The organism is uncultured Mucilaginibacter sp. (genome assembly GCF_903913935.1).
In the GTDB taxonomy this organism is placed as follows: Bacteria; Bacteroidota; Bacteroidia; order Sphingobacteriales; family Sphingobacteriaceae; genus Mucilaginibacter.
In genome coordinates this window covers 1-12369 of the sequence record NZ_CAIWNH010000114.1, presented here as the reverse complement: position 1 = coordinate 12369, position 12369 = coordinate 1, and the positions used below count along the sequence as shown (strand labels likewise).

The following is a 12369-nucleotide window of genomic DNA, read 5'->3' as shown; positions in this document are numbered from 1 at the left end:
TGTCATTAAGTTGAGGAAAAAAAGAAGGGAATTAATATCGAATAATGAATTTTCAATGACGAATTACGAAGTTTCTTACTTCATTATTCAACATTCGATATTAAAACTCTTGACTTAATGCACTTGCCCCGTAGGGGCTACCGCTTTGTAGAAATTTTAATTAAATAAAATTGCCCCATAGGGGCTACCCTAAACGTCCAGGGTCGCGAACCTACGGCGCGCGCTTAGAATTTTAGATAATGATTCTACAAAGGGGTAGTGCCGATGGCACATAATAGTGGTTAATATTTAAATAGTGCTATAGCATCTGATATATGAATACACAAAACCTGGCAGGCTATAAATACCTGCCAAACACAGGCAAAAAATTCAATGGTTTTAACCCGGCTACAGGTACCGACCTGCCCGGTGATTTTTACCCGGCAACTTTAGCCGAAGTAGACGAAGCCATGAACCTGGCAGATAAGGCCTTTGCCGAATACCGCTATTTCGACCGGTTTAAAAAAGCTGCCTTTTTACGCAGCATTGCCGATGAGATCAATGCATTAGGCGATGAATTGATTGAACGCGCAATGGCCGAGACGGGTTTGCCTGCGCCCCGTTTACAGGGCGAGCGTGCCCGTACCACCAACCAGATGCACCTATTTGCACAACTGGTGGAAGAAGGTTCCTGGGTGGAAGCTATTGTTGATACTGCCATCCCCGACCGCAAGCCACTGCCCCGTTTGGATATCCGCCAGATGAAGGTGCCCATTGGGCCGGTAGTGATGTTTGGCGCGAGTAATTTCCCGCTGGCCTATTCAGTTGCCGGTGGCGATACGGCTGCTGCATTGGCAGCAGGTTGCCCGGTTGTGGTGAAGGCGCACCCCGCGCATCCGGGTACCAGTGCATTGGTAGCTTCAGCTGTTAAAAAAGCAGCAGAGCAAAACAACATGCCCGAAGGCGTATTTTCTATCTTATATGATAGTGGCTATGCTATTGGGGAAGCATTGGTAAAACACCCCAAAACAAAAATTGTGACCTTTACCGGTTCATTAAAAGGCGGAATGGCCCTGATGAAAATGGCTAACGAGCGCGATGAGCCGATCCCGGTTTTTGCCGAAATGGGCAGCATTAATCCGGTTGTTTTTATGCCGCAGGCAATGGAAGCACGCGCCGAAGAATTGGCAAAAATAGCCGGGCCGATAACCATCAATGCCGGTCAGTTTTGCACCCAGCCAGGCTTATTGATCGCTGTAAAATCACCAGGATTGGAAAGATTCAAAACAGCGCTCGCGGACGCCATTGCTGAGACCAGTTCGACAACTATGCTTACCCCTGGCATTTGTGCCAATTTCAGTAAATTATCCGGAGAGAGGTTTTCTAACGGGGCGGTGTCTACCATCGCTAAGTCTGAACTTACAGATGCTGAACGGGCAAACCAGGGCCATCCAATTGTTACCGAAATATCGGCGGCTGATTTTCTGGCCGACCCTCAATTTAAAGAAGAGGTTTTCGGTCCCTTTTCACTACTGGTAGTTGCTGATGATATGACGCAGGTGCAACAGGTATTGGGCTCATTACACGGGCAATTAACGGCCAGTATTATGGCTGAACCGGGCGAACTGGAAAACTATAAACAACTAACTGATACACTGGCCAATTTGGCGGGCAGGGTAATATTAAACGGCCCGCCAACGGGTGTTGAAGTAGGCAATGCCATCGTTCACGGTGGCCCTTTCCCGGCAACAACAGACAGTCGCTTTACTTCGGTGGGTACTACCTCCATCAAACGTTTTGTACGCCCTGTTTGCTGGCAAAACTGGAGCGATGAGTTGTTGCCCGATGAATTAAAAACCAACAACCCGCTCAATATCTGGCGATTGTTTAATAATGAATGGACTAAGTAGTCATTATGTCATTGGGTCATTGAATAGTTCAATAAAATTCAATTGCCAACCACCCAATGACTTAATGACCTGATGACTCAATGACCTAATGACAAAAACTTTTTTCTGTATAGACGCCCACACCTGCGGTAACCCTGTCAGGCTGGTAGCCGGTGGTGGCCCGAATTTGGTAGGCGATAACATGAGCGAAAAACGCCAGCATTTTCTAAAGGAATATGACTGGATCCGCAAGGGGCTGATGTTTGAACCACGCGGGCATGATATGATGTCGGGCAGTATTTTATACCCGCCTCATGATCCGGCCAATGATGTGGCGGTTTTGTTTATCGAAACCAGCGGCTGCCTGCCCATGTGCGGGCATGGTACCATCGGCACCATCACCATCGCCATTGAGGAAGGATTGATCACTCCAAAAATACCTGGTATTGTCCGGATGGAAGCGCCGGCCGGATTGGTGCTGATCTCCTACAAACAGGAAGGCGGCAAAGTCAAATCAGTAAAACTCACGAATGTGCCTGCTTACCTTGCTGCTGAAAATATAACGGTTGAATGCCCTGATCTGGGTACGTTAACCGTTGATGTAAGCTATGGAGGTAATTTTTACGCCATTGTTGATCCGCAGGAAAATTTTAAAGGGCTGGAAAACCATACCGCCGACCAGCTGATCTCGTGGAGCAGGGTTTTAAGGCAAAGGATCAACGAAAAATACACTTTCGTTCATCCTGAAAACCCAACCATCAACGGCTGCTCCCATATTTTATGGACCGGCAAAACCATTTCGCCAGAGGCCACCGCGCGTAACGCTGTTTTTTATGGGGATAAAGCCATAGACCGTTCACCCTGCGGCACCGGCACTTCGGCCCGTATGGCGCAGTGGCATGCTAAAGGCAAATTAAAAAAAGGGGATAAATTTATCCACGAAAGTATTATTGGCAGCCAGTTTATCGGCACAGTGGAGGATGAAGTAACGGTAGGGGGTAAGCCCGCCATTATCCCCGGCATTGAAGGCTGGGCGAGGGTATATGGCTACAACACCATCAAAATTGATGATGCCGATGACCCGTATGCGTTTGGATTTCAGGTGATATAAAGCAAGCCCCACCCAAACCCTCTCCGCCAATTGGCGGAAGAGGGCTTAAAAAGAACAGATTAATAAACTATAAAAATAAAAAGTCTCCCCCTTTAGGGGGAGATTTAGAGGGGCTGTACTATGAGTAAAGCAATCATCATCGGCGGTGGCGTAATCGGGCTGTTTTCCGCCTATTACCTGCATAAATCAGGATGGGACGTTGAGGTTTTGGACCAGGGCGATCTGGCTGACAATTGTTCATACGGCAATGCCGGGATGATCACGCCGAGCCATTTTGTGCCCCTTGCATCGCCGGGTATGGTGGAGCAGGGTATCCGCTGGATGTTTAACAGCAAAAGCCCGTTCTATGTAAAACCATCATTAAACGGTGAGTTGATAGGATGGGGCCTTAAATTTTTAAAAAGTGCCACCAAAAAGCATGTGGAACGTTCAGCCGGGGGCTTACGGGATATCGCCATGTACAGCCGTGGCTTGTACCACGAATTTGAAAAAGAATCAGGTGTTGAATTTGGTTTGGAGGATAAAGGGATCCTGATGCTGTTTAAATCGCCTAAAGTTGAAGAGGAAGAACTGCACATGGTGGAGAAGGCCACCAACCTGGGCCTCGACGCACAATACCTCACAGCGGCCGAATGCCGCAAACTGCAGCCAGATGTAGAACTGGATATTTTAGGCGCAGTACATTACCATTGTGATTCGCACCTTTACCCTAACCAGTTGATGAAAGGATTGATAAAGTATCTGGAGGCAGCAGGGATAAAGATCCATCGCCATACCGAGGTGATCAGGATCATGCATGATAATGACAAAATAACCTCTGTAAATACGCACAATAAGGAGTTTAAAGGCGATGCCTACCTTATTGCAGGCGGCTCATGGTCGCCGGCCATTGCTAAAATGGTGGGATTGAATGTGCCGCTGATGCCGGGCAAAGGCTATTCCTTTATGGTAAATAACCCGGTAAAAAAAATGAGCATCCCATCCATCTTATGTGAAGCGCGGGTTGCGGTAACCCCTATGAACGGTGGTATCCGTTTTGGCGGCACCATGGAAGTGGGCAAGATCAACCAAAAGGTAAACATGAACCGGGTAAAAGGTATTGTTGAATCGGTACCCAAATATTTCCCGGAGTTTAAATTGCCGGTACCCGATCAGAAAGACGTTTGGTTTGGCTTTCGCCCGGTATCGCCGGATGGATTGCCCTATATTGGCCTGTCACCAAAATACAAAAACCTGGGTATCGCAACAGGCCACGCCATGATCGGCCTGGCATTAGGCCCGGCAACCGGTAAACTTATTGCTGATACCTTTAACGGTGAAAAGCCGGCTGTTGACTTGGGTATATTTGCGCCGGGAAGGTATGATTGATTTCGGTGACAGCGATTTGACAACTTTTCTAAAGAGTTGTCAAATTTGCATTAATCTTAAGTCAGTTTCTCAAGTTCAACGAAAGAAAGTCCTGTAATATTAGCGATAGGGTTTGTATACAAATAGCTTTTTTTCGTGCGCAAAGCAGTTTCTCTCGATTTTTTAATTCCTTTTTCTTTGCTAATTTTTCGTCATTATTCAATAAAATCCTTCACTACTATGGTTTTATGAGCGGAGCAAATTTTGGTACAATTCGTAATTTTCGTCGTCAAAGCAAACGAATGTTACCTTTTCAATTTTATCTGTTTCAGATAAAAATCGGCTTACCGTGTTTACGGCTATTGTTGCTGCTTCTTTTTTTGGAAAGTGATAAATACCTGTGCTAATATTAGGGAAAGCAAGGCTATGGCAATTATTATCAATCGCCAGCTGGAGAGAATTTTTATAACAATTGGTCAGTTTATTTTCTTCGTCATATTTCCCGTTATTCCAAACCGGGCCAACAGTATGGATAACAAATTTTGCCGGCATATTTCCGGCTGTTGTAATTACTGCTTCACCCGTCTTGCAACCGCCTTGCCTGGCGACTATTTTACGGCATTCTTCCAAAATTGCCTGGCCACCTGCACGGTGTATTGCTCCGTCAACGCCACCACCGCCCAAAAGCGATGTGTTTGCCGCATTTACTATGGCATCAACTTTTATTTTTGTGATATCGCCCTTTACTATTTCTATCTTATCTCTCATAATGGTATTCGCTAACAAATATCCAATAATAAAATTCAAAGTAAATAATCAATTACTCAATCAAACACTCACTTAATAACTAATTTTACAAAATGAAAGTCCTGCCCTTTACCATTCCTGTACCTCACGATCGGACCATCATCGTGCTGGAAGAGGTATTGCCGCATTTTTACACTTACCTGCACCGCCATGCCGAAGTACAGATCACCTGGATCCAAAAGGGGGAGGGTACCTTGCTGGCCGGGAATAGCATGCACGCTTTTAAAGACGGTGAAATTTATCTCATCGGTGCCAACCTGCCACATTTGTTTAAAAGCGATCCCGCCTATTTTCAGCCGGATAGCGGGTTGGAGGTGCAGACGGTAACGATATTTTTCAATCCCTCGGGCAAATTGGCGGCACTTTTTAGCCTGCCCGAAATGAAATCTGCCGGTACTTTCGTGGAGCAATCACAGAATGGTTTTAAAGTACCGGACGGGAGTTATACCGACATAGCCGAGCGCATCGCAAACATACAGCAGGCAAGCGGGGCTGTGCAATTATCACTTTTTATTGAAATACTTAATAGTTTAAGCATCAACACAGCGATGGAACCCCTGGCATCGGGCAACTATACCCATTCCATGACCGACCCCGAAGGGATGCGTATTGCCGCGGTGTACAATTACATTATGCAGAATTACAACAATGTGTTATCGCTTAACGAAGTTGCTATGCAGGCCCATTTAACCCCCACAGCTTTTTGTCGCTATTTTAAAAAACATACCCGCCATACATTTGTCCATTTCGTAAATAAAATACGGGTGAACGAAGCCTGCAAAATGCTGGTAAACGGATCGCCGGACAGCATCGCAGCAATAGCCTATAGCTGTGGCTTTAATAGTATAACCAATTTTAATCACGTTTTTAAACAGCTCACCGGCGTATCCCCCCGTGATTACGTAAACAGTTATTCAAAAACTGTTGAGTAGCCTATAACCAAAGCAATCAATAGTTAGGTGTCAAAAAATTTGTGCAGAACATAAATGGATATCACGCAACCAGGGTCGCCTCTTTCCCGGCTCGTGTTTCTTAGCTCTTTACGCTAAACTTAGGGTAGCCTGTAATAATAAATAGGGGTATAAACACCCTCGCTGCAGGTATAGTAGCCTTTACCATCTGGTGTAAAGCCAATACCTTCGCCCTGTTTTTCTTCTTCGTAAGGCAAAAGTTTCCATGGTTTTTGTACGGTTTTCCAGATAGGCTCATCGTGGTCCCGTTTCCAGTAATAAACTTTATTGTAGCTTTTGATTAAAACCTGCTGTCCGTCTTTTGATATGTCGCCGGCGGTAATCCACTTAAATGGTTTAATTCCCGGGAAAAACACTTTACAGCGTTTGGTAAGCGTAACCGTATCATCCGGCCTGAAAATTAGCGGCGTGGTATAAACTCCCACCGTATCATGCCTTTTTGAAACGATATAGATCAGCTTTTCAATCGGATCAACCATTAATGTTTCAGCATCTTTTGGGCCATCCGGATACTTTAGGTGAATGGGAACAGCCGTTGTATGATAGGTACTTTCGTTTACCCATTCCTTTTGTTCTTCCATACGGTAAACCGTGAGGTATTTACGAACGGCGTAATTATCCCCGATATCACCCAAATAAACGTAGCTTTTCCCCTGTACCGGGCCCGGGCCTACGGCAATATCTTCGCAATCATGCACACCATACCTTTTTTCCTTTGGGTCACCGTTAAAATAAACGGTCGATCTTAATTCACCTGAAGGGTATATCGCAAAAAAGCGGCTGGTATCACCGCTGTCGTTATGTACATAGTAAAGGTCCTCGTTTATACCCGACGTAGCGATGCCCGAAATTTCATTCATATCCCGGGTTGGGAGCCTGCCAACGATATTGCTATGCCGGTCCTCATGCTTGTGCCTTGCATAAGCAACCAAAAACATGATAAAAATAATGGGAACAATCAGCCTTATCTTTTTTGCCTGGCTCATGCTTTATACGGGGACACTAAATTCGTAAAGTTAATTAACGCAAAAATAGGGTTTTAGTGCGGCATTGAGATTAGAGATTGGTTAATTATGGATTGGGCACAAAAAAACCGGGTGCCTAAAGGACATCCGGTTTTGTAAATATTTTAAAGTGTGTTTTATTGAAAAGCATTCAACCTAATCAACCATTCTCTCAATCAACTTAGTCAACTAAGTACATCAACTTAAACAACCGTTTCCTCAGCATAGGCTGCGTCAGCCTTAACCAATTCGATATCAGGCATTGATTCATCAGTCAGGGATACTTTTCCACGCTCTTTTCGTACGATCCGGTTAAAAAGCGAGATCTCCTGTTCGAACAGGAACCTGAAAAATAGTTTGGTCCACGAGGTATGGTAAAGGAGCGTATCATAATACTCCGGCGCAGTTTTCTTTATCTCCGGAAGCCTGTTCCAGGGGATGGACGGAAAATCATGGTGCTCATTATGAAAACCTACGTTAAACGCGGTAAGGTTCAAAGGGCCGTAATAGCTGTTCGTTTCCTGCTGGCTGTCGAAGGTCAGGTAGTGTTCCTGTACCCAGCGCGCGCCAACAGGGTGCAAGCCGATGGAGAACCAAAAACTGATAAACAAAAATGCAACGCCGTGCCAGCCCATAAAATACCATATAGCTGCTGTAAACGCAACTTGCACCAGGATGTTTACCACCACCCATCCGTCAAAAAAGTTAATTTCTTTCAACCTCGATACGCGCGTTCCCTGGAATAAAGGGAAAAACAACAACCATAAAGTTTTACCTAAAAACGAGTTGTTGATCAGTTTTGCTTCCCATTTGTTGGGCAGGTCGGCATCCAGCTCATGGATTCCCTGGAATGAGTGGTGTTTCAAATGATATTTTTCAAATGAAATAGCGCCTGGCATTATATGCGGTAAATTAGCAAATATGGCGGCCCAACGGTTAGCAAGGCGGTTTTTAAACAGCAACTGGTGGGTACACTCATGGATCATCACAAATAATGCATGGTTCACAAAAGCGCCAAATAAATACGCGGCAGCAAAAACGATCCACCACGATTGGTCGCGGACCAGCCAGGCAACGCCTATCATTGATCCAACCAGGGCTAATATTACTACCATGGTGAATGGGTTTTTACCGATAAGGTTTCTTAACTCCGGAAACTCTCTTAAAATTTGCTTGGTACGAATACGGTGCGGCTCAGGCGCGGCTGAGTGTACAAAATCACTTCTCTTTATCATTCGGTTAACTAGGGGGCATCAGGTGGTAAATATAGGAATATGTATTTGAAATATTATTTTATCGTGAATTTTATTTTAATTTTTTAATTAAATATATTAACTGTTGCAATAAAGCGCAACCTTGCGGTTTTTATTACTTAGGTGTTTAACGGAACTTGCACTAGTAAGAACGACGCCTAATATCGAATAATCAATGTCGAATTTCGAATATTGAAGTAACTTCTTTATTCAAAATTCGACATTCGGTGTTCAATATTTCTTTTGTTCCGGCTCTTGGCTCTTCCTCCTTACTGCATTTTAAACACCAACACCTTAAAAGTGTTTGGTATTACTTTGCGTGTGCCGGGTTCAAAATCGGCAACGCTTAAATATATTTTGTGGTTACGGGTGTCTAATGCCATTGTTTTTGCCCTTACCGGTGTCTTTAAAGTTTGAATAACGCTATAATCATCAGCTGAATTTTGTTTGATGATGGTGGTGGTGCCATCGCCGCATGAGCAAAAGATCAGTTTGGTTCCCGGGTCATAGCAAACCGCATCAACACCGCCGCCGATAGGTAAGGTGGTAATCACCTTGCCGGTAGTAGCATCAAGTACGCTCATGCCTTTGTTTTGACGACAAGCAGTAAAGATGCGGTTATCGGCATCATCCAAAGCAATACCTGTAGGGCCACCTGCAGGAGCCAGGGAATAATTGTTGATCACTTTTAAAGTCTTGCTGTCAATTACATTTACGCTGTTTTTATCTTCAAGGTTATTATAAATCTTTCCTTTTCCATCAGAAACAGCAAATTCAGGTGCGCCACCAAGCGCCACAGTACCTACCTGTTTCAGTGTGTTTGGGTCAACTACTGAGGCATTGTTGCTATCGCCATTAAAGCTAAAAACCTGGTCGGAATAGGGGTCATAGATTATTCCGTCAGGGCCAGTTGCGGTAACCGGGATAGTTGCAATAACTTTAAGCGTTGTTAAATCAAACGCGACAACAGCATTCGCCCTGCCGTCGCTGATAAAGCCCCTGTTGCTTTTGTTAACAATAGCAATGCCGTGCATGCCTTTTAAATCACCAATCACGCCAATTTGCTTATCGGTGGTAAGGTCAACAATATTTAACATTGTGCCGTGCGACACATACAAACGGTTAACCGACATGTCAATAGCAACATAATCGTAACCCGAATCGCCGGTTAGCGGTATTGTTTTATCCAAAACGTAAGTCTGCGCATGAAGGGATAAGGACATCATGCCCGCAGCCAAAATGGCTAAAAAGATCTTTTTCATAAAGTGTTGTTTTTATTGGTAAAGATGAATGGTGATTCTGGATTAAGTCTGAATAATGGACACGAATTTAAATTTACACGAATTTTACGAATTGTTTCGAATGAACACTAATGCCGGCTGGTTAATACAACCGGTATTTCGTAAATGCCGGTGCGCTTTAACGATTGCATTAAGCCTTCAATCCGCCAAACCGGATTCGCGAACATTCGGCCTTATTCGTGAAATTCGTGCAAATTTAATTCGTGCTAATTCTATTCGTGATTATTCGTGTTCATGTTTTCAGGAAAGTGTCCTTCTTTATAAAAGATCCGCATCAAACTTGGTAAAACAATCAATAACATGGGGAGCGCTACCACAAAGCCGCCAATTACGGCAATCGCCAAAGGCTGGTGCAGTTGCGCCCCGGCGCCTATACCCAATGCCAGCGGCATCAAAGCGATAATTGCACCCAAAGCGGTCATCAATTTGGGCCTTAAGCGGGTGGAGATGGAGTAGGTAACCGCTTCATCAATGCTGTTCTCCACTTTCTTATCCAGGTTTTCCAGCGCTCTTTGTTTAAACTGCAAAAAGGTAAAAATGGCGTTCTCGCCAATAATGCCTACGATCATGATGAGCCCGGTATAACTGCCCACGTTGAGCGGGGTATGGGTGATGAATAAAGCAAGGAAACTTCCTGAGATCCCCAAAACTGCTACTACTAATATTAAAAAAGCTATCCTGAATTGTTTGAACAGGAAAAGAATCACACAAAAAACCAGCAGGCTCGATGTAATCAGGATGATCAGCAATTCTTTAAAGGACTGCTGCTGCTGGGCATAATCTCCCCCGTACTCAATATGATACCCCTGCGGCAGGCCAATTTTTTGTTTGATGCTTTTTTGGATAGCCGGAATCACCGAACCAAGATCGCTGCCCTCAAGGCGGGCGCTCACTACACCCATCGATTGCAGGTTCTCCCGGTTGATTTCCGCATCCCCGGGCTTTAATTGTACGGATGCCAGTTCGCTGATGGGTACCAGTTTGCCGTTGGGGACAAAAATGCTTTGGCTCTCAATGCCCGCCAAATTTAAGGCGCGGTTGCCCGGATAAACCATCCTGATCGGGTTCAACTGTTCATTTTCCAGAATATTGCCGATCACGTTTCCTTCCAACGAGGTTTGCACTTGGAATTGCAGGCTGGCAGGCGTAATGTTATATTGTGCAAGCTTACTGTATATGGGGTCGATGCTCACAGATGGCCCGGCTATAATTATGCCGTTATTTACATCTGCCGTTCCTTTTACATCTGAAACAATATCCGCCACCTGTTTTGAAAGGCTTTGCAGTTTTTGCTGGTTATCGCCAAATATTTTTATTTCGATAGGTTGTATCGAAGTCATCAGGTCGCCCAGCATATCCGTTATTACCTGGCCGAAATCTATTCTTAGTGCGGGTTGGTTGGCGGCTATTTTCTTTCTTAACTCACTGATCACCTCTTCGGTGGTCTTGTCACGCTTTTTCTTTAACTGTATCAGGTAATCTCCCTTATTCGGCTCTGTAATAAAAAAACCCATCTCCGTCCCGGTCCTGCGCGAATAGGCCTCTACTTCTGGCTGGCTGCTGATGATTTTCTCAATCTGGTGCAGCATTCTGTCTGTTTCATCAAGGGATGTTCCTGGTGGCGACCAGTAATCAAGCACGATACTGCCTTCATCCATTTCGGGCAGGAAGCCTGTTTCCAGCAATTTTGGTACAATAACTATGGTGGCAATAGCGCCTGCAATAATAATTAAACTTACATAGGGCCTTAAGATAAACCACTTTACCCACCTTTGTTTTTTTACTTCGTGCGCAACTTCTTTCACTTCTCCCGCATAGTCTTTCTTGTGCCTGCTCAGTAGAATATAAACTACGGGTAGCCCAATCCAGGTAACAAAAAACGAGCAAACCAGGGTAATGATCATGGTATTGGTAAGCACTTTAAAATAAGCGCCGGCAACCCCTGTCATCAATAAAAATGGAATGAAAATAACAATGGTGCTGATGGACGAACCGATCATCGCCGGGAAAAGGTAATCGATGGCTGTTTTTACCAGCTTTAAGGGATGCTCTTTCGGGTGCTCCTCATGCGTACGGTGAATCTGTTCAACTACCACAATGGCATCGTCAATGATCAAACCCAACGCCGCCGCAATAGCGCCCAGCGTCATGATATTAAACGTATAGCCTATGCCATAAATCACCATTAAACTCAGGCAAAGCGTTATGGGTATCGTGATCAGGATCACCGCGCTGGCCTTGATGGACCGCAGGAAAATAATGGCGACAATAATCGCCAGTAACAGCCCTATCCATAAACTATCGCTCACACTTTTGATGGAATCCTTTACAAAATCTGCCTGTTCATAATAAGGTTTAATGCTTACATCATGCGGCAATATTTTTTGCAGCTGTGCCACCTTATCATCCATATCGCTGGAAAGCGAAACCAGGTTGGCATCGGGCTGTTTAATAACCGCGATTAAAACCCCGTCGTGCCCGTTGGCATTGATGCGGGTATATTCAATACTCTCCTGTATGGCTATATCGGCAAAATCTTTTAGGCGTACCACCCTTTTTCGGTTATTGCTGATCACCAGGTTCTCTAACTGATCTTTAGCATTAATGGTCGCGTCCGTAACGGTAAGGTAAAGCATTTTATAGTCAGCCAGGTACCCTTCTGACTTTACAAAATTGGTAGTGCTCAGCGTGGTATTAATGATGTCGG

General features: G+C 44.7%; 9 protein-coding genes. 4 read left to right on the top strand and 5 right to left on the bottom strand.

What is annotated here, in order from left to right; genetic code table 11:
• The first annotated feature begins 314 nt into the window (after positions 1-314).
• From QZY09_RS04355 to QZY09_RS04345, 3 genes are all read left to right on the top strand, one after another.
• Positions 315-1889 (top strand): aldehyde dehydrogenase (NADP(+)), encoded by a 1575-nt coding sequence (locus QZY09_RS04355; RefSeq protein ID WP_295668616.1) that lies wholly within the window; start codon positions 315-317, stop codon positions 1887-1889.
• Positions 1890-1977: 88 nt separating this feature from the next.
• Complete coding sequence (locus tag QZY09_RS04350; RefSeq protein ID WP_295668613.1) at positions 1978-2979, top strand: 4-hydroxyproline epimerase; 1002 nt, start codon at positions 1978-1980, stop codon at positions 2977-2979.
• A gap of 120 nt (positions 2980-3099) precedes the next feature.
• Complete coding sequence (locus QZY09_RS04345) at positions 3100-4347, top strand: FAD-binding oxidoreductase (protein ID WP_295668610.1); 1248 nt, start codon at positions 3100-3102, stop codon at positions 4345-4347.
• Positions 4348-4572: 225 nt separating this feature from the next.
• Here the strand turns inward: QZY09_RS04345 and QZY09_RS04340 are convergent, their stop codons facing one another.
• Positions 4573-5094, bottom strand: coding sequence for an O-acetyl-ADP-ribose deacetylase (locus tag QZY09_RS04340; protein WP_295668607.1), 522 nt, complete (start codon positions 5092-5094; stop codon positions 4573-4575).
• 92 nt (positions 5095-5186) lie between these two features.
• On the opposite strand from QZY09_RS04340, the gene QZY09_RS04335 reads away from it, so the two are divergent.
• The gene (locus QZY09_RS04335; protein WP_295668605.1) at positions 5187-6065 is read left to right on the top strand and encodes an AraC family transcriptional regulator; all 879 of its coding nucleotides are present in this window, start codon (positions 5187-5189) and stop codon (positions 6063-6065) included.
• 119 nt (positions 6066-6184) lie between these two features.
• On the opposite strand, the gene QZY09_RS04330 is transcribed toward QZY09_RS04335, so the two are convergent.
• From QZY09_RS04330 to QZY09_RS04315, 4 genes are all read right to left on the bottom strand, one after another.
• Positions 6185-7090 (bottom strand): hypothetical protein, encoded by a 906-nt coding sequence (locus QZY09_RS04330; RefSeq protein WP_295668602.1) that lies wholly within the window; start codon positions 7088-7090, stop codon positions 6185-6187.
• A 221-nt stretch (positions 7091-7311) separates the two neighbouring features.
• A complete protein-coding gene (locus QZY09_RS04325) occupies positions 7312-8343 on the bottom strand; it encodes a fatty acid desaturase (RefSeq protein ID WP_295668599.1) in 1032 nt (343 codons plus the stop codon).
• 287 nt (positions 8344-8630) lie between these two features.
• Entirely contained in the window at positions 8631-9623 is a 993-nt protein-coding gene (locus QZY09_RS04320; RefSeq protein ID WP_295668596.1) for a hypothetical protein, read from the bottom strand.
• A gap of 251 nt (positions 9624-9874) precedes the next feature.
• Positions 9875-12369, bottom strand: a 2495-nt coding sequence (locus QZY09_RS04315; RefSeq protein WP_295668593.1) for an efflux RND transporter permease subunit, incomplete at its 5' end; no start/stop codon positions are given.

Excerpts from the sequence above, each read along its gene's own strand:
- QZY09_RS04345 (WP_295668610.1), top strand. The coding sequence starts at position 3,100 with ATGAGTAAAGCAATCATCATCGGCGGTGGCGTAATCGGGCTGTTTTCC.
- QZY09_RS04340 (WP_295668607.1), bottom strand. The coding sequence starts at position 5,094 with ATGAGAGATAAGATAGAAATAGTAAAGGGCGATATCACAAAAATAAAA.
- QZY09_RS04325 (WP_295668599.1), bottom strand. The coding sequence starts at position 8,343 with ATGATAAAGAGAAGTGATTTTGTACACTCAGCCGCGCCTGAGCCGCAC.
- QZY09_RS04320 (WP_295668596.1), bottom strand. The coding sequence starts at position 9,623 with ATGAAAAAGATCTTTTTAGCCATTTTGGCTGCGGGCATGATGTCCTTA.
- QZY09_RS04355 (WP_295668616.1), top strand. The coding sequence starts at position 315 with ATGAATACACAAAACCTGGCAGGCTATAAATACCTGCCAAACACAGGC.
- QZY09_RS04350 (WP_295668613.1), top strand. The coding sequence starts at position 1,978 with ATGACAAAAACTTTTTTCTGTATAGACGCCCACACCTGCGGTAACCCT.
- QZY09_RS04335 (WP_295668605.1), top strand. The coding sequence starts at position 5,187 with ATGAAAGTCCTGCCCTTTACCATTCCTGTACCTCACGATCGGACCATC.
- QZY09_RS04330 (WP_295668602.1), bottom strand. The coding sequence starts at position 7,090 with ATGAGCCAGGCAAAAAAGATAAGGCTGATTGTTCCCATTATTTTTATC.